This window comes from Mycobacterium sp. SA01 (assembly GCF_041287105.1).
Taxonomy (GTDB): domain Bacteria; phylum Actinomycetota; class Actinomycetes; order Mycobacteriales; family Mycobacteriaceae; genus Mycobacterium.
Genome location: NZ_JBGGNO010000019.1, coordinates 31994 through 49562, shown reverse-complemented (window position 1 = coordinate 49562; position 17569 = coordinate 31994). Strand labels below are relative to the sequence as shown.

Genomic DNA, 17569 nt, shown 5'->3' with positions numbered 1-17569 from the left:
AACCGAATACCTAGCGTTACCGTCAATTGGTTAGGAACTCGGATCCGAGTTCCGTCGGAGACTATGTGTGAATGGCTCGTTCGGTCAGGCCGTCTTGGCTAGGCTCCGGCTTGGCAAGCAGCGCCGACACCGTCTACGAGTCCGATTCGGAGCAGACGATATGGCCAACATTGTCCTCGTCAACCCGCGTTTCGAGGTGTCCTACTGGGGCTTGGAACACGCACTGCCGCTGCTCGGCAAGAAGTGCAATGTCCCGACCGCCTGCCTGCCGCTGTTGGCTGCCCTGACGCCGCCTGAGCATCACGTCACGCTCGTCGACGAGAACGTCGAGGAGATCGACTACGACACGCTGGCGCAGGCCGACATCGTCGGGCTCACCGGCATGATCGTGCAACGCCGGCGGATGCTGGAGATCATCAACGAGCTCAAAGCCCGCGGCGTGTTCGTCGTCGTCGGCGGCCCGTGGGTCAGCGTCCAGGAGGACTACTTCGACGGTCTGGCCGACGCGATCTTCGTCGGCGAGGCCGAGACCACGTGGCCGCAATTCCTCGAGGACTGGAAGCACGGCCGGCATCAGTACCGCTACGAGCAGGCCGAGCGCACCGACATGACGACTGTGCCGGTGCCGCGCTATGACCTGCTGAAGACCAAGAACTATGTGTTCGGCAGTGTCCAGTTCAGCCGGGGATGTCCGTTCCAATGCGAATTCTGCGACATCATCGTCACCTTCGGCCGCAAGCCGCGGCTCAAGACCAGCGCCCAGGTGATCGCCGAACTGGAAGCGATGCGCGCGGCCGGACTGTCGATCGGCTTCATCGTCGACGACAACCTGATCGGCAACAAGGCCGCCGTGAAGGTACTGCTGCAGGACGTCCACGCCTGGCAGGAGCGTGAAGGCTATCCGTTGCAGTTCTTCACCGAAGCGTCGCTGAACCTGGCCGAAGACGACGAGCTGATGGAGTTGATGGTCGCCGCCAACGTGACGGTGGTGTTCATCGGGATCGAGAGCCCCAACGAGGATTCGCTGAAAGAGGCCAAGAAGTATCAGAACGTGAAGAAGGGCGGCACGATCGTCGATCGCGTCCGCAAGGTGCAAGACGCCGGGCTGGAAGTCTGGTGCGGAATGATCGTCGGCTTCGACAACGACGACACCCGAATCTTCAAGGAGCAGGCCGACTTCATCGGCCAGACCGACATCATGCACGCCATGGTGGGCATGCTCGCCGCGATCCCCAAGACGCCGCTGCACGCGCGGCTGAAGGGTGAGGGCCGCCTCGACCTCGACGACGAGCAGACCTTCGGCACCAACGTCATACCGCTCAACATGAGCCGAGACGAGTTGCGCGACGGCTACATCGGTCTGATGCGCGAGCTCTATGATCCAGACTTCTACTTCGATCGGCTTGAAAGCCTCTATCTGACAAGGGAATTCGACTTCGGACGGGCTCGCAATGAGTACCTGCGCAAACATCCCTGGCGGCGCAGGCAGGCCCAGCTCTTCGACGCCGCACGGGCATTCGGACTGTTCCTGCTGCTGATGAAGAACGTTCCCGACGCGCAGCTACGCCACATCTACCGACGCCGGATGTGGAAGATGCTCCGCAGCCGCCCGAACCCCGGTGTCTTGTTCGTCAGCGTGGTCAAGTGCGCGACGCACTACCACCACTACACGATGTCGCGGGAGATGTCCGAGCGCCGGACGCTGGTCAATACGTTCTAGTTCTGGGGCTGCTGGCCGTTGCTGCCGGCGATCTGCTCCAGGAACTGGACGGCCAACACCCGGACGGGCACGTTCGTCTGCTGGCTCTGCTTGCGCAACACGTCGAAGGCCGCGTCGGAGTCGATGCCGTGCATGGCCATCAGTACGCCCTTGGCCTGCTCGATCGGTGCCCGGCTCTGCAGCACCCGCTGGATCGACTCCGCGGTGTCGCGGGCGGTTTTGTAGCGGGCGAAGTCGCCGATCGCCCGAGACACCGCCTTGGTCAGCAGGTCGAGGATCTCGGCGTCGAGGCCGTCGAAAGCGTGAAACGCCCTGCCGTACAGGTTGAACGAGCCCAGCGTCAGGTCGTCGGTGAACAGCGGTGCCGCCAGGAAGCTGTGGATGCCCTCCTCGCGGGCGGCGTTCGCGAAGCGCGGCCACGCGGCCATCGCCTCTTCGGAATCCAGCTGCACGGTGGTGCGGGTGCGTGAGGCATGCAGGCAGGGGCCTTCGCCGGCGTCGTACTGCTCGGTGTCGATTCGCAGGGTGCGCTCGTCGGTGTGCACCGCGGTGTAGGTCAGCCCGCCCAGGTCGATTGTGATCCCCGTGCAATCGGCACCCTGGATGGCTTCCTGCGCGATCGGGGCGACGCGCTGCAGCAGCGACAGCAGCTCGTCCTCGTCATTGACGCTGCGACCGGCGTCTACCAGCATGCGCCCCAGCTGGGCGGCCGACATGGCGTTGCGGGTGGCGGCCTCGATGACAACCTCGGCCGCCTGCTCAGCGTCGGTTCCATCCAGCGGCTCGGCCGGGATGGAGTCCTCGACGCGCGGGTCGCTGTGCTCCATGGGGTGAGTGTCCCACCTTCGGGACTTCCGGTTGCTGTAAGGGCTATCTAGGGCAGCACCGTGTGCATCAGCATCACGTTGTAGGCCGACCACAGCGAGAGGTTGTAGTACAGCTCGCGGCCCGTCGACCAGGGATGCAGGAACGGCGCATAGATGCCGCCGGGGATCTGCATCGACGACACCAGCATCTGTTCGGGCCCCCACGGCCCCTGCGGTGCCGGCGCGGTCCGCATGACCACGTCGTTGTTCCCGTTGCAGTACAGCACCAGGTACTGCTTCAAGTAATTGTTGAATTGGGCCGACATCTCGCCGACCGGTCCGGGGATCACCGGGGTGGCCGCCGCCGGGCTGCCCGCGACCCAGGTGTTGCTGTCGGCATTCCAGTACTCGTACTTCGTCAGGTCCGGGATCAACCCAGGGGACACCCGCGACACGTACGCCGATCCGCTTCGCCCGTTGGGTGTGCCGAACGAATAGATGTACGGATCGCCGGGGCCGGGTTTGAGGAACGCACCCATCTGGAATTTCTCGTTGCCGTTGGACGGCTGGCGGACAGTGCCCGGGTACACGCCCCACGTCTCGCCGTTGTCGGTCGAGGTCGCGATCGCCGAGTAGTTCGTGGTCCATGCGCCGTAGTTGTCCCAGCTCCGGATGGACATGAAGTTCAAGAACTGGTTGGGCCCGACGGCGACGCCGGAGGTCGGGATGATTCCCGTCTCCTGCGGCGCACCGTTGATGCTGTTGATGACCTGCTTGGCGATGCCGGGTCGCCACACCGGCGACCCCGAGTACTTGTTGCCGACGACACCGTCGGGAACCGCGACGGTGTTGGCCAGCGATCCGTCGGTACTGCGCATCAGCGTGTTGTAGCGCCACTGCTTGCCGGGAATCATGCAGAAACCGTTGGTGTCGCCGAACGCCAACAGGACTTGACGATGGCTGGGATCGCCGTTGTCCCACATGATTCCGAGATCGGTGCCGGTGATCGCGAATTTCTGAACAGTCTGGTTCGGGCTGTCGGGTCCGGTCACCCAGCCGACCACCGAGGTGCCCGGGGGTGCGGTCGACGGCGCCGGTTGCGCAACCGCGGGAGCCGGTTGGGGTTGGGCGGGAGCAGGTTTCGGTGTCGGTACGACTGCGGCCTGCTTCTGCACCTGTCCCGCGTTGGGCATCAACGCGTTGATGAGCATCTTGCCCAATGTCGGCAGCGGCGCCTGGTCGTTGGCGCCGACCGGTTTGTGACCGATCGGGCGATCGAACGGCGCTATCGCTGACGGCTGCGGAATCTGAAAGGCCTGGTTGGCGGCGGGCTGGGCTGCCGCGGATGCGCCCTCGCACGGATCGGCGGCCGCGGGCGGTGCGACTCCGGTGGCCGCGCAGAGGCCGACGACCAGCGTCGAGGCCAGCGACAGCGAGGGAATGCGGGGGCGCGGCGACACGACTCACCTTTCGGAGGCGGGACGTCGCTGTGACGTCTGTTGACCTTTGTGACGATAGGGACCCGTGTGTCGTTTGCGACCGGCGCTGCAGCGATAGGTACGCATCCGTGACCGTGTCGCAACCAAGGGGGTCCTCGGTGGGTTACTGTGCGCATGATTCGCCCGACACAGGAGGCACAGATGAGACGTGGATTCTCTGCGGCGGCAGCCGTTGCCGTAGCGGTAGCACTGACCGGTACCGCCTGTGGCAACTCCGACTCCGGCAGCAAGGCACCGGCTTCCGCGAGTTCGACGGCGACGACGGCGAGTACGACGGCGAATGCGACGACGACGGCGGATGCGGCGCCGGTGGCCGCCGACAAGCTGCCCTCGTTGGTGCCGACGCCGGCGAACAGCCAGACGACCAAGGGGCCGGACAACATCGCCGACGGTGGAATCCACCTGTACTTTCAGGTCACCGGGTCGCCCACCGATGTCATGACGGCCTACAAGGCAGCGCTGGAAGAGAAGGGCTGGACAGTGACCACCATGGTCACCTCAGGTGGCCAGGGCGGGGGTGGCGCCACCTATACCGGAACCAATGGGGGCGCCTACGGCGTGTTCGACGGTGGCGGCTACAGCACCAACACCTACCTCGACGTCTGCGCGTGGCCGACCAAGCCCGCGAGCCCCAATTGCAGCCGCGGCGACCGCTAGCGTCGGCGTCCGGCGGGCAGGCGAGGACGCGGGGGAAAACGAAAAAATGAAGGACTGAAAGCCACAGCCTCTGTGGTCCTTCGAAAAGTCCGCACCTGGCGGGATCCGCGTCCTCACCGAGGATTGAATCGCAATTCCGTGATGCCCGCAAGAGCCTTCGTGGCTGCCCGCCAGCTGCGATCAGCGCAGGTTGCGCAGCCTCACGAGTGACACCAAACCAAGCTCGCCACGCAACATCGCGGGAGGCACGAGGCGAAAGCCGCGGACCCCCGGCCGCCCGGTTGCGCACTGGACGATTTTGCGCGCAATCCGGAAGTCGAGGTCCTTCAACGTGTTGCGATCTGTGGTGGTATCCAACAACGACGACAAGCCCGGCACTGCAAAGGGATTCGTGACGTCGAGCATCACGTTCGTCGCCATCACCAGCTGGTGTGCCCGGTCCTGAACGGACAACGGACCCAAGGCGGCCGCCACTCCGTCGAGCCGTGCGGCGACGCGGCCGACGAAGCGGCGCAGCCGATGTGGTGCCACCGCCATGCTGCCGTCGTAGCCGACCGAGAGGCCCAACGAATCGATGCGCCCGCGGCCGAGGTAGGCGGGATCCTCCGCCGACGGTCGGCCGGTCGCGCTCAGCGCGGTCCGGAGTTCCTTGCCGAGTTTGCGTTTGACGCCCAACTCGCCCAGCAGCGCGTCGATGCGCATATCGGCCTCGTGCAGCGCGGACAGATCCGAGTGAGCGATCAAGAAATCGTCGTTGTAACGGGCGTAGAAGATGCCGTCGATGGCCAAAATCGCTTTGTCCATGGGCACCACGGCGAGGTCAGCCAGAATCGGGACAAGCGGAGTGCCCATGGCCACACCGCGCAACCGGCTGAATTGTGCGCCGTCCCCGTCCCGCACGACGGGCCGCGTCAGCCCTGTGATGAGGTTCCAGACCCGGGTTGACACCGCGCCGGTCGGGCTGCCCAGCGAGACCACCTCACGCAGAATCGGCCACAGCGCGGCGTCCGGGCCGACCGGCAGATTGTCGCCGTAATGTTCGAAATCGGATTGCAGAACATACAGCGGAGGGCCTTGGGGCCCGACCCGTGCGCGATGAGCGCGAACGAATTCGGCGAGGGCACGCATTGCGCCGACATTGGTCACACCGGGCAGGTACGAGTAGACACCGGGCAAGCCGAAGCAGCACGCGTTGTGCGAGATGAGTTGGAACAGCGCCGATCCTACGACGTGGTCGGTGAAAGCGGGCATGTGCGCGGCGCGGCGCTTGCCGTTGCTGTCCAAGATCCACAGATCAACCGGCAGTGGCTGATACTGATCGCTGGCCACGCTGTGCGCGATCGCGCGGGCAAGGGACCGGCGATTGATGGCGGTGTCGAAGTACGTCAGGTCGCTGTCGCTGAGCTGACCGAACGTCAGTCCACGCTGTCTCTTCTTCGAGAAGATCCGAAGGATGGTGTCTTCGTAGGTCTTTGGATCGACCAGCAGCCGGTCGATGTCGATCGGATCAGCCATCGGGGACACCCCTTGCGGCCTGGCCGATTTCCCACTCCCGGATGAGCGTGACCAAGCTCTTCAGTTTTTCGCGCTCTGGGTCGGGCGGACATACCAGCAGCATCCGAAGTGTTCCGTGTCGGTAGATGGGGGCGAGCCGGCGATCACACACCACCACCAGGGTGGATCCCTCATCGACACTGCGCGCCACGGCGGGCACGGCTGCCACCAGGAAGTTCTGGTCCAGACCCCGCATATCGCGTGTTCCGTCCATGGTTTGCAGATCCAGGGCGATCCCAGCCCGGAAGAGCGAATGAAACGCACGCACCAGGTCAGTCAAATCAATTGGGGCAGAGCCACGTGCGCTGGACGACCGCCACAACCGGAACGCCTCGCATCCGTCGGCAATCGGCTGTTGCGACGAGCTGCCCCGGGTCACCACGCCGCCGCTGACGGTTTGCAACACGAGGTGCGGTGAGGCGTCGACCGTATCCTCCTGCACACGTTGGTAATACATGATTTTCGTCGGGGAACCGAACGCCACATGCCCGGTGCCATCGAATGATTGGCGAATCAGCGTCAACGCGGCAGAGCGTTGCTTCGCCGTCGTCGATCTCGGAATTGTGACGTCGCCGACCCGCACCGCGGCCGGCTCCCGGGCCAGGCGGCGTAGCCAGTCGCCGACGCTCAGCACGGTCGGCAACGGCGGGTAACGACGATCGCGCAGGTGTTGCAGGTTGATCAGAAGGATCAGCTGCAGGATCATCGCGGCCGTGATCTGGATGAGGTCGGAGGCGGGATTCGGCTTGATCCAGACCAGCCACAAGAGCACGACCAGAAACAGCATGGTGATGAGGTGGATACCGAACCGGCCTTCGGCGAACAGCCGGATCTGGTAGATCCCGATGACGCTGCGCACCACGAACAGCGGTACCAGTGCAAGCAGGAACGTCAGCGGAACATCTTTCAGCACAAGCATTCCGAGGGCCGCGCCCAGCGCCCAGAAGTACAGCGAGGCAAGCGGCGCCACACACAGCAGGCGGTGAAAGAACACCCGCCGCAATTCGTGCAGAGCCGACACGCTGCGCAGCCGTACGAAGTCGAAATAGAAGATACCGGCAGACTCGTACGAGCCGCGAAACAGCGGTAGCACCAGATAGAAGAATCGGAAGGTATCCACGTGGCGCCACGACGCCACGGCGGCGGTGAGTTCGAACGAGCGGGTGTTGGTGCCATAGATGCCGACGATCGCGAGAACCAACACGGCATCCAGCCGCAGGCCGAGACCCGACACCGTGGTCTGGATACCAAGCCAGGGTGGAATTTTCGGCAGCAGCCGGCTGAGTGGACGGCGGGGCGACGGTAGCCGCGGCCGCAGGCCGATCAGCCGGTAGGTCTCCACGGAGTAATGAATCGTGATCGCGATGGCGATGGCGTTCGACGCGACGATCGCAATGATGATGGCAATTGTGGGATAGAAGTAAAACCCCCCGGTGATCACCGCAAGTTGCACTGCGGGGGAAAGGAATATCGACCAACGCGGTCGGTAGACGCGCCGGGTCGCGTACACACCGGAATGCAGAACCCGAACCGGAAAATTGGCTGCGAGTTCGACGACGACCAGAAAGGCGTACAGGTGCGCGACGGGATCGTTGCCCGACGGGCGCAGCACCAGCAGCGCGACGCCGCCACCGATCGTCATCGCGATCGTGAGGGCCACCGCGAGCACGAGCCAACGGCCGATCTCGTACCCGGCGGCGTCACGCTCACCTGACCGAGAGAAGTCGCGAAGGCGCTCGCGCATGATCTCCAGAAGGCCCCACCACGCGCCGCCGACGATCAGGCTGCCCGCGCGAAGCATCATGACCGTGAACGCCGCCATGCCGCCGAGGCTGGCGAGGATCAAGAAGAACTCCGCGACGTGGACCGCGAATTGCACCGTGGCGAGCACGAGCGGGTAACGCAGCCGGTACGCCAGGTACCTGAAGACCCTGCCCGTGAGGAGACTCGCATAGAGCGAAGGCACCCGGTTGTGCCCACGGGCGGTGCGCTCGAACCAGCGATGGATGTCGTTCACGGTCGGGCGAATCTCGGCATCGTCATCTGGCGTGACCTTCCGCAATCCGTCAACGCTGACGCGTGGTCGTGACAAGCTGTACCGCATGCGGCGAGGTGACGTGGCCGTATTGTCCATATCGGCCGCACTGGGGGCAGTGGTCGTCGCGGCCGTGGTCGTCAGCGTCCTCGTCGTCGATCGTCCACGCGAGCCGTCCAGGGACGCGGAGACCAACAGCAACTCGAGTCTGCTTGTGGTGACGTGGGGCCCTGCGCTCTGCAAGGTCGACCCACCCAACCCGGGTTGCCGAAGCGGTCATGTCGGCTCATTGGGACCGGCGTTCATCCTGCACGGCCTCTGGCCGCAACCGCCGACCCAGCAGTTCTGTGGAGTGCCGAAAGGGGGCCGGAACCCCAGCTTGGCGGAGCTGAAGCTGCCCCAGGACGTGCAGACTGATCTTCAATCGATGATGTCTGATGCCGGCGTCATGGCACCCCACGAATGGTCCGCGCACGGCACCTGCTCGGGGCTCCCACCGGCCGACTACTTCACCATTGCCACGAAGCTCACCGAACAGGTGACGGCTGTCCTCAACCCGATTTTCCGGAATGCGGAGGGCGGCAACGTGTCACTGAGCACGGTGCGAGGCCGGTTCGACGCCGCATTCGGTGCCCACACCGGCGACCGGGTCGGCATGAACTGCCGCGAGGCGGCCGGGAGCGGGATGATCGTCTACGAGTTGCATCTGTCGCTCCCGCCGGTTGCGGACCTGCGGAGCTCGTCGAACGCGTCGTTGGGTGAGCTGCTGGACAAGGGGCCGACGATCTTGGCGGGTTGCCGACACGGGCTCGTATCCTGACGTCGCCCGAGACCTGCGCCAGTGCACAATCAACCCGTGAGCCGCCGTCCGACAGCACTCGTTGTCGCCCTCCTGCTTCTGTTCACGTTGCCCGCCAAGCACGCCTACGCCACCGGCGATCCGCCCGGCGCGCTGACCTTCGGTGGCGTACAGCGGACGTACGTGTTGCACGTGCCCACCGGACTGACGCATCCCAAGGGCCTGATCCTCAACTTGCACGGCGGAAGCCAGACCGGCCGCAAGCAGGCCGCCGCGACCAATTACGACGCGATCGCCGACCAACACGGTTGGATTGTCGCCTATCCCAACGGCATCGACTTCAGTTGGGCTGATGGGCGCGGCGCGGCAGCCCCGGACCGCCAGGGGGTCGATGACGTCGGGTTCCTGGCGACGCTGATCGGCCGGCTCACCCGTGACTTCAACATTCCGCGCGATCGGGTTTTCGTCACCGGGATGTCGGCGGGCGGGTTCATGGCCAACCGGCTGGCCTGCGAGCGAGCGGATCTGGTGGCCGCGATAGCCCCGGTGTCAAGCACGCTCGGCGTGAACGTCCACTGCAATCCGTCCAAGCCCGTGTCGGTGCTGGCGATTCACGGCACCGCAGACAAGGTGGTGCCCTACAAAGGTGGCCGCATGATCGGACGCGGCGGAGCCAGCGCCGTCGTGTCTGCGCCAACGATGGTGGACCGGTGGTTGGCATTCGACCGCTGTCCACCGGCGACATCCACATCGATCGATGGCGGAAAACGCTTGGTCGCCTTCGGTTGCGCCGATGGCACCGAAGTCACGTTCGTCACCATCGACGGGTGGGGTCACACCTGGCCGTTGCCACCGAAGACCGCGTTCGATGCCTCACAGGCCAGTGCGCAGTTCTTCGTCGCGCACGGCGGGTGAGCCCGGATTGATCACGGCTGCCCGGGCAGCAGCATCGACTGCCATGTGCTGTTCTGCTTGGCGGGCTTGGCCAGTTCGGATTGGGTGTATTCCCGGCCGTTGGGTCCGACGTACAGCCCTGTCGCAGGGTCGTACTCGCTGACGGCCACCAGCGCGGGCGGGGGGACGTCGGCCGGAGGACTCTCGGGCGGGACGTCGGGCACGGGTTGGCCGGACAGCGTCGCGTTCGGGTCGCCTTTCCAGTTGTAGCCGTCGTTGAGGGGGACATAATTCTGGTCGCTCTCACAGAGCTTGACCGTGGGCGCGCGCTTACCCGGCACCGTCTCGCACGGAATGTTGCGCGCGCCACGGACATTGAACGGCGAATCCTGCGCGGTGCGGCAGTACAGGTCGCCGGGCGGCCGCTCGGGGTAGTCGACCAGATTCGGGATGCGCTGCTGCTGGGCGGGCAGGAAGCCGGTGGTGCAGGCCGGCGGAAGGTTGATGTTGAGGTTGAACGACAGGTATTCGCCGCGGTAGGCCTGGTTGGTGTTCGCATTGGCCATGAAAGTCGCTTGACCTTCCGACACCGCATGCGGCAGCAGGACGAGCAGTTGTTCGATGTCGTTCTGATAGGTCACGGCGACCTGACCGATGCTGGCGAGGTTGGCGACGATGACCGGCAATGTGGGCTTGAGCCGCTCGATCAGGTTGCGCGCCTGTTCGTTTGTCGCGACGAGGCCGCCCTGGTCGATCACGCCGGCCACGGCATCGTTGTCGGATTTCAGTTCCCCGGTAACCGTCGCGATGTGCGAGGCCCAGGCTTGAATCGCCGCCGACGTCTGCGCCTGCGAGTCGAGCACCGGCTTGGCGTTGTCGATGAGGTCGATCAGCGGATCGAGGTTTGCGCGTGCGTCGATCGCCAAAGTGGTTGAACCCTTGACGATGTCGGATAGTTGCGGTCCCAGGCCGCCGACAGCCGTATAGGCCTCGTCGATCGCGGTTCTGAGGTTCTCCCGTGGGATCGCCTGCAATCCGGAGTTGGCGGCGTCGAGGAGCGCGTTGATGTCGGGTGGTACGGAGGTGTGGTCGCGGGGGATGACATCGCCGTCCCGCAGCGCCCGTGCGGTGCCGTCGCGGGGGATCAGATCGACGTACTGTTCACCGATGGCGGACTGGCTGTGCACCTCGGCGCGCAGGTCTGATGGAATGTCGATGCCCGACTTCAACGACAAGACGGCGTCAACTCCGCTGTCACTCAATCGAACTGATTGAACCCGGCCGACCTCGACGCCCCGGTAGGTGACGTTGCCGGTGCTGTACAGGCCGCCGGTTTCCGGCAACTGCATGGTCACGCTGTAGCGGCCCACACCGAACCACTTGGCCGGCAGCTTGAGAAAGTGCAGACCCATCACCGCGATCGCGGTCAGTGCGATGACCGCGAAGACGGCCAGCTGGATCAGCATCCTGCGGGGCAGATGCATATCAGGGGCCTTGGTCGAAGTTGTACGGCGCGACCAGCGGGTTGCTCTTGGTGTAGGGGCTGGGGAACTGCCCGATCGTGCGCCCCCACTGCATCTCGAGCTCGGTCAGGTTGCCCTCCCATCGGGTTCCGGTGAACAGGCCCTGGTCGATACGGCTCAGCGTGAGATCGACGACAGCGGTCATGTTCGCGTAATCGCCGCGTTGCCAGTTCTCGATGGTCTCGTTCGGGAACGGGAAGGTGGGGATGAGGCTCAGCGCGCGCGTCATGCTGGGCCCGGCGTTGGCCAGCGACTCCAGCACCGGCCCGATGTCTTTGAGCTCCTTGATCAGATCCGCTTTACTCTGTCCGACCGAACTGACAACCAGGTTGCTGAACCTGCCGAGTTGGGCGGCGGCCTCAACGAGATTGTCGCGTTCGTTGTTGAGCACCGCGAGCGCCTCGGGCACCGTCTTGAGTGCTTGGTCCAGCACCGGCCGGTTCGCGGCGAGCACCCCGGTCAGCCGGTTGAGACTGTCGGTGGCGGCAATGATGTCGTCGGTCTGGTCGTTGACGTTTCCGGCGAAGGTGTCCAGTTGACCGATGAGGCTGCGCAGGTCCTGTTCTCGGCCGCGGAATGCCGTACTGAATGCCTCGGTGATGTCCTGAACCTGTGCCAGCCCGCCGCCGTTGAGGACGGTGGAGACCGCCGCCAGGGTCTGTTCGACGGTCGGGTAGGACCCCGTGTGGGACAGCGGGATGCGTGAGCCGGCGTGCAGTCGGCCCTGCGGCGGAGCGTCTTCGGGCGCGCTCAATTCGATGTGCTGTGAACCCAGGATGCTGGTGAGACCGATCGTGGCAACGGCGTTGGCGGGCAGCTCGACATCACCGTCGAGCCGCATGGTGACCACCGCATGCCAGCCCTCCAACTCGATCTTCGTGATGTGTCCCACCGTGGCGTCGCCGACCCTGACCCTGGAGTTGGGCTGAATGTTGTTGACGTCGGGCATCTCTGCCTGGATCACGAACGATCCGGGCCCGCCGCCCTGCGTGCCGGGCAGCGGTAATGAGTTGAGTCCCTGCCAGTTGTCGACGTCGCAGCCGGACGAGGCGGCCACGACGACCAGCAGCATCGCGACACCGGCCGCGCGACGGGCGTTCATGACCCGCCTCCGGTCGGGGTCATCATCCCGGTCAGTCCAGCGGTCGGGTCGGTGGTCACCACCGGTTCCTCGGCGGGCAGCGGGGAGGGCTCCGCCGCGGGTGCGGCGGGCGGTACGTAGTCGGGACGCATCCAGTCCTCGCTGTAGGTCACCTCGTTGGGCCGGGCTTGCGGACCGACCAGGAAGTTCTCGCCGATCGGCAAGAAGTTGTACTGGCGGTTCTTGATGATCGGCGCCAGATACTGCACACACAGCTTCGCGGACTGTTCGGCGCCCAGTCGTGACGCCGCTTGAATTGCCCCGCACAGGAACGAGATCGGATTGGCGAAGTTGTTGACCGCGAGCGCACCGGTGAAGGCACCATTGGACGCCTCGTAGATGTTGGTGAAGTTGGCGACGGTGGTCGGCGCGATGTGCAGGGTTTGTTTGATGTCGTCGAGGCTCTCGTTGAGCGCGGTGCTGATCGACGCCAGCTTCTCGGTGGTGGTGCCGATGGTGTCGCCGGTGTCCTCGATGAAGTCTCTGACATCGCCGATCACCGAGTTCATATCGGCGAACGCGGTACCGACTTTCGTCGGGTCATCGGCCAGCAGCCCGGTCACCGCGGCGAGATTCTGATTGAGCTGTCCCAATACGTCGCTGCTGCCGCGCAACGCGCTGATCAGGATGGACAAGTTCTTGAACGTCGCGAAGATGTCGCCGCTGTGGTCGCCCAGGATCGACATCGCCTGGGACAGTTTGACGATCGTCTCGCGGATGGTGCCGCCCTGCCCGCGCAGGTTGTCCGCGGCGGTGTTGATGAAAGAGCCCAGTGTGCTGACACCGCCCGGGGCCGTCGGTTTGAGCAGTTCGGTGAGCCGCTGCAACTGCACCCGCACCTCATCCCACTCCACCGGAACCGCGGTACGGCTGCGGGGGATGACGGCGCCGTCGCGCAGCGTCGGCCCGCCGGTGTAGACCGGTGTCAGCGCAATGGCGCGGCCGGTGACCAGCATCGGCGAGAGAATCGCGGCCATCGCGTCGGCGGGCACTTTGTACTTTCGGTCGAACCAGAACGCGATCTTCACTCCGTCGGGATGCGGCTCGACGGCGGTCACCCGGCCCACCGGCACGCCGAGGATGCGGATGTCGTCACCGGGGAATAGTGCCGTGCTGTTGTCGAAGTAGCCGACGACCTCGACGCGGTTACCGTGTCCGACGGTGCGTAGCAGCACGCCGCCGGCCAGGATCAGCACCAGGACGATCGCGAGAGCGGTACGGGCTTTGCGTGGCTTGCTCATTGGGCGGCTCCTGGCTCGCCGGGGGCAGGTACGTACACCGGTGCCGGCGTCTGGTCCGGGGTGGAGGCGATGCCAGGCGGCGCCGCGGCGGGCGGGCCGGGTGGCGGCCCACCGGGTGGCGGTGCGGGCAGCGGCTCGCGGTACGGGTAGCGCGGGTCGCCCGGCTTACCGGTGATGGCGTCGGGAAGATTCAGGTGCGGTTCGCCGCCCTGGCCGGTCCGCGGGTAGGGCACCGGCAGCGCCGGTGTGCCCGGTTGGCCGACTTGTGGGTCGGTCCGCAGCGACGGCAGCAGGGTCGCCGGGTCCACGCCGAGATCGGAGAAGGCGGCGTCGATGAACGGCTGCACGAACTGTCCGGGAAACAGGTTGGCCAGGTACGCCTTGAAGAACGGTCCGGACGACACCGACTCGCCCAATGACATCGCATAGCTGTTGAGCCGCTTGATCGCTTCCTGCACGCGGCCTTTGCGGTCGTCGACGATCGTCAGGACACCGTTGAGCTTCTCTAGCGCCGGTTTCAGCTGGGTGCGGTTCTCGGCGATGAATCCTTTGAGTTGCCTGGAGACGTCGGATAGCTTCAGCCAGAGCTGATCGAGGCCCGCGCTTTGGGCGTTGAGCGCGATCAGCAGGGAGTTGGTCTGACGCACGAGTTCGACGATCTGGTCGGTGCGTTCGGCGAGGACCTGAGTGGTCTTGGCCGCATTGGCCAACAGGTTGCGCAACTGGGCGTCCTGCTTGTCGAGGGTGTCGGCGAACCGGGACACCCCGGCCACCGCCCGATGCAGGTCGGATGGCGTGTGGGCGAACGTCTCGGCCATCGTTGACAGGGACTGTGAAAGCTGTTGGGTATCAAGCCCGCTGATGGTGGTGGTCAGGTCGCCGAGAGCGTCGGGGAGCTGATAGGGCGAGGTGGTTCGGTCCCGCGGGATGGGTCCGGACAGCGGACCGTCACCGCGCGGAGTGACGTCGAGCATCTTGGTGCCCAGCAGTCCCTTCGTCTTGATGGCGGCCAGCGTGCGCTCACCGAGGTGGACGTCGCCGTTGATCCGGAAGGTCACCAAGACCTGCGGGCCGTCGAGTTCGATGCTGGACACCTTGCCGACAGGCAAGCCCGACACCTCGACGGTAGCCCCGGTGAACAGGCCGCCCGCTTCGGCGAAGTACGCGGAGTAGTTGCGGCCGGGATTGAGGAACGGCAGTCTCTGCCAATTCAGGGCGCCCATCACGATGCCGGCGATGACGACGGCGCCGACGGCCCCGAGGATGACCGGGTTGCGTTCGGAGAAAGACTTCACTTCGGCGTGCACCGCCCGGTGTCCTGTCCGGCCACCTTGACGAAAACCGGTTGTCCGCCTTTGCCGTTCAACTTCAGGATCAGGTCGCAGAGGTAGAAGCTGAAGAAATCGCCGTACATGCCCTGCCGCTGCAGGGCGCGGTATTTGTCCGGCAATGTGTCGATCAGCTTCTCTAGGTATTCGTGATCCGCCACCGCGATCGACGAGACCCGGTCGGTTTCGTGGACCACCTTCTGAAACGGTGCGCGGGCGCCTGCGAGCAGATCGGCGACGCTTCCGGCTGCCGCGCTGGTGGATGTGAATGCGGCGGCGACGTCGCTACGGCGGGCATCGAGGGCCTGAACCAAACCGGTCAGATTGGTGACGGCTTTGTCGAGTTGGGCGCTCTGACTGCCCAGGGCGCCCAGCACCGCGTCGAGGTTGGTGATGACCTCACTGATCAACTGGTCGCGGTCGGCCAGGGTATTGGTCAGTACCGCAGCCTGATTGAGGAACGAGCCGATCGTCGCGCCTTGTCCCTGCAGAGCCTGGTTGAGCTGTGAACTCAGTGCGTTCACCTGATCCGGACTCAGGGCACGGAACAGTGGCTTGAAGCCGCCGATCACCGAGTCGAGGTCCAATGCCGGGGCGGTCCGGTCGACCGGAATGGTCTGGCCCGCCGACAGTCGTTTGATCCCGCCCGTACCTTCGTCGAGCGCTAGAAACCGGCCGCCGATGACGTTGTCGTAGCGAATGATCGCCCGAGTTCCCTCGGTGAGCACCAGCGTGTCGGTAGCCGAGAATTCGACTCGCACGGTCGCGTCGCGGTTGATTCGGATGTCTTCGACCTTGCCCACCTCGACGCCGGCGACCCGGACGAAGTCCCCTTTCTTCAGGCCGGTGACGTTGGTGAATACCGCGTTGTAGACCGTGCCGGTGGTGAAGCGGAACTGGGCGAAGATGGCCAGCAGAGCGAATGCGCCGAGGAAGCACACCGTCAGGAAGATGCCGAGACGCCACACAGCGCCCGCAAGGTTGTCCTTCACGGCTGACCCTCCGTCGGTGGACTCGGTTGCGGTTGCGCTGCAGCAGGTTCCGGTGCGGGCGGCACACCCGGCCACAGCGGCACGCCTCCTGGGCCGTACCAGGCCGCGCCGTAGGGCGGCATACCTGGACCCGGGTCCGGACCCGGAGCCGGCCCGGGCAGGCACTGCCGGATGCTGGGCGGCCGCGGATTACCGCGGGTCACCGGGAACCAATCCGCCCAACACGGATGTCCCAGACCGGGATTGGGCCTGATATCCAGGCCGGTTCCCCAGCCGGTGTTGGTGACGAGCTGGCGCACCGGGAAGTTCTTGGTGACGTCCGGCAGCGACCCGCAGCCGGGCTTTCCACCGGGACCGCCTTTGGCGCCGACGACGGGCAGATTGTCCGGATATTGGTAGGGGTCATTGCCCAGTAGCAGGGCGACGTCGAACACCGCGGACTTGCCGTCCTTGCCACCCCAGGCCTCGTAGCCGCCGTTGTTCAGTGTCCAGGTCGCGCCCTGCAGCCAGCAGGTGTAGACCGGGTTGTACTTGAGCAGCAATGCCGTCGTGGGTTCCAGGATGTTCGCCGCGCGTACCAGGTTTGCGCCACTGCTGTCCAGCAGGTCGTGGCCAGACTGGGCGAACCCGATTGTGTTGAGCAGCAATGTGTCCAATGCCTGTGATCGGTCGGCGACGGTGGCGCTGACGGTGCTGGCGGAGTTGAGGATGGCCACGATGTCGGGGGCGGCCGCGGCGTAGGTGTCGTTGAAATTCTTGAAGGAACGCCAATCAGCGCGGATGGTGTCGCTGCGCTCATTGAGCGCTGTAAGAACCTGGTTGAGGTCGGTGGTGGCCTGGCCCATCCGGGGGCCCTGCCCGCGAACTCCGTCGGCGACCGCCGTCAGCACGGCATTCAGTTTGGCGGGGTCGACCATACCGAGCAGGTTGACCACGTTCTGGAAGACAGTGTTCACCTCGGTGGTGACGTTGGCCGAGCGCAGTACCGCGCCGGCGGCCAAGCGCTGCGGGCTCGGATCCTCGGGGTAGACGAGGTCGACGAACTTGGCGCCGAAGACGGTGGTCGACCTGATCTGCGCACCGACATTCGCCGGGATGTAACGGATCTGGCCGGGATCGATCTCGAGTCGCAGACTCGCCGGACCGTGCCCGCCGCCGATGTCGGCGACGCGTCCGACCTGCACTCCACGCATCTTCACCTTGGCGCCCGCTTCCATGACGAGTCCGGATCGGTCCGAGGTCATTGTGACCGGCACGTAGGAGCGAAATGTCCCGGCGAAAGCTGTTCCGGTCACGAAGAAGAAGACGCCGATCGCCGCCAGGAGGATGACGGTCCACCAGCCGTCGGGAAGACGGTTCTCGCCGGGTCGGGTATCCATG

The 17569-nt window shown here is 65.1% G+C and carries 14 protein-coding genes; 4 read left to right on the top strand and 10 right to left on the bottom strand.

The genetic code is table 11. The features are described from left to right. The first annotated feature begins 160 nt into the window (after positions 1-160). Positions 161-1720 carry a B12-binding domain-containing radical SAM protein gene (locus AB4879_RS16165; RefSeq protein WP_370508394.1) on the top strand — a complete coding sequence of 520 codons (1560 nt, stop codon included), beginning with the start codon at positions 161-163 and terminating at the stop codon, positions 1718-1720. Here the strand turns inward: AB4879_RS16165 and AB4879_RS16160 are convergent. Next, complete coding sequence (locus tag AB4879_RS16160) at positions 1717-2547, bottom strand: ANTAR domain-containing protein (RefSeq protein ID WP_370508393.1); 831 nt, start codon at positions 2545-2547, stop codon at positions 1717-1719. The genes AB4879_RS16165 and AB4879_RS16160 overlap by 4 nt on opposite strands. Before the next feature lie 47 nt (positions 2548-2594). After that, positions 2595-3986 carry a DUF4185 domain-containing protein gene (locus AB4879_RS16155; protein ID WP_370508392.1) on the bottom strand — a complete coding sequence of 464 codons (1392 nt, stop codon included), beginning with the start codon at positions 3984-3986 and terminating at the stop codon, positions 2595-2597. Positions 3987-4166: 180 nt separating this feature from the next. Between AB4879_RS16155 and AB4879_RS16150 the strand changes: the two genes are divergently transcribed. Beyond that, positions 4167-4682 (top strand): hypothetical protein, encoded by a 516-nt coding sequence (locus AB4879_RS16150; protein WP_102807583.1) that lies wholly within the window; start codon positions 4167-4169, stop codon positions 4680-4682. A 180-nt stretch (positions 4683-4862) separates the two neighbouring features. Here the strand turns inward: AB4879_RS16150 and AB4879_RS16145 are convergent, their stop codons facing one another. Both AB4879_RS16145 and AB4879_RS16140 read right to left on the bottom strand, forming a co-directional pair. After that, complete coding sequence (locus tag AB4879_RS16145; RefSeq protein ID WP_370508391.1) at positions 4863-6197, bottom strand: hypothetical protein; 1335 nt, start codon at positions 6195-6197, stop codon at positions 4863-4865. Beyond that, on the bottom strand, positions 6190-8298 hold the full coding sequence (locus AB4879_RS16140) for a hypothetical protein (RefSeq protein WP_370508390.1): 2109 nt from the start codon (positions 8296-8298) through the stop codon (positions 6190-6192). The genes AB4879_RS16145 and AB4879_RS16140 overlap by 8 nt, the downstream gene beginning before the upstream one ends. A gap of 40 nt (positions 8299-8338) precedes the next feature. Here AB4879_RS16140 and AB4879_RS16135 point away from each other — a divergent pair, with 40 nt between their 5' ends. Together AB4879_RS16135 and AB4879_RS16130 are read left to right on the top strand one after the other, a co-directional pair. After that, the gene (locus AB4879_RS16135; RefSeq protein ID WP_370508389.1) at positions 8339-9091 is read left to right on the top strand and encodes a ribonuclease T(2); all 753 of its coding nucleotides are present in this window, start codon (positions 8339-8341) and stop codon (positions 9089-9091) included. A 36-nt stretch (positions 9092-9127) separates the two neighbouring features. Further along, complete coding sequence (locus tag AB4879_RS16130) at positions 9128-9985, top strand: PHB depolymerase family esterase (RefSeq protein ID WP_370508388.1); 858 nt, start codon at positions 9128-9130, stop codon at positions 9983-9985. An 11-nt stretch (positions 9986-9996) separates the two neighbouring features. Here the strand turns inward: AB4879_RS16130 and AB4879_RS16125 are convergent, their stop codons facing one another. From AB4879_RS16125 to AB4879_RS16100, 6 genes are read right to left on the bottom strand one after another with little or no spacing between them, the layout of a single operon-like run. Beyond that, a complete protein-coding gene (locus AB4879_RS16125) occupies positions 9997-11448 on the bottom strand; it encodes an MCE family protein (protein WP_370508387.1) in 1452 nt (483 codons plus the stop codon). Position 11449: 1 nt separating this feature from the next. Further along, positions 11450-12589 carry a virulence factor Mce family protein gene (locus tag AB4879_RS16120; protein ID WP_370508386.1) on the bottom strand — a complete coding sequence of 380 codons (1140 nt, stop codon included), beginning with the start codon at positions 12587-12589 and terminating at the stop codon, positions 11450-11452. Further along, positions 12586-13869 carry an MCE family protein gene (locus AB4879_RS16115; RefSeq protein WP_370508385.1) on the bottom strand — a complete coding sequence of 428 codons (1284 nt, stop codon included), beginning with the start codon at positions 13867-13869 and terminating at the stop codon, positions 12586-12588. The genes AB4879_RS16120 and AB4879_RS16115 overlap by 4 nt, the downstream gene beginning before the upstream one ends. Continuing rightward, entirely contained in the window at positions 13866-15164 is a 1299-nt protein-coding gene (locus tag AB4879_RS16110; RefSeq protein ID WP_370508384.1) for an MCE family protein, read from the bottom strand. The genes AB4879_RS16115 and AB4879_RS16110 overlap by 4 nt, the downstream gene beginning before the upstream one ends. After that, positions 15161-16189 (bottom strand): MCE family protein, encoded by a 1029-nt coding sequence (locus AB4879_RS16105; RefSeq protein ID WP_370508383.1) that lies wholly within the window; start codon positions 16187-16189, stop codon positions 15161-15163. The genes AB4879_RS16110 and AB4879_RS16105 overlap by 4 nt, the downstream gene beginning before the upstream one ends. Beyond that, entirely contained in the window at positions 16186-17568 is a 1383-nt protein-coding gene (locus AB4879_RS16100) for an MCE family protein (protein WP_370508382.1), read from the bottom strand. Before AB4879_RS16100 ends, AB4879_RS16105 begins: the two co-directional genes overlap by 4 nt. Between the last annotated feature and the right edge of the window lies 1 nt (position 17569).

Excerpts from the sequence above, each read along its gene's own strand:
- AB4879_RS16100 (WP_370508382.1), bottom strand. The coding sequence starts at position 17,568 with ATGGATACCCGACCCGGCGAGAACCGTCTTCCCGACGGCTGGTGGACC.
- AB4879_RS16135 (WP_370508389.1), top strand. The coding sequence starts at position 8,339 with ATGCGGCGAGGTGACGTGGCCGTATTGTCCATATCGGCCGCACTGGGG.
- AB4879_RS16125 (WP_370508387.1), bottom strand. The coding sequence starts at position 11,448 with ATGCATCTGCCCCGCAGGATGCTGATCCAGCTGGCCGTCTTCGCGGTC.
- AB4879_RS16115 (WP_370508385.1), bottom strand. The coding sequence starts at position 13,869 with ATGAGCAAGCCACGCAAAGCCCGTACCGCTCTCGCGATCGTCCTGGTG.
- AB4879_RS16150 (WP_102807583.1), top strand. The coding sequence starts at position 4,167 with ATGAGACGTGGATTCTCTGCGGCGGCAGCCGTTGCCGTAGCGGTAGCA.
- AB4879_RS16160 (WP_370508393.1), bottom strand. The coding sequence starts at position 2,547 with ATGGAGCACAGCGACCCGCGCGTCGAGGACTCCATCCCGGCCGAGCCG.
- AB4879_RS16120 (WP_370508386.1), bottom strand. The coding sequence starts at position 12,589 with ATGAACGCCCGTCGCGCGGCCGGTGTCGCGATGCTGCTGGTCGTCGTG.
- AB4879_RS16145 (WP_370508391.1), bottom strand. The coding sequence starts at position 6,197 with ATGGCTGATCCGATCGACATCGACCGGCTGCTGGTCGATCCAAAGACC.
- AB4879_RS16165 (WP_370508394.1), top strand. The coding sequence starts at position 161 with ATGGCCAACATTGTCCTCGTCAACCCGCGTTTCGAGGTGTCCTACTGG.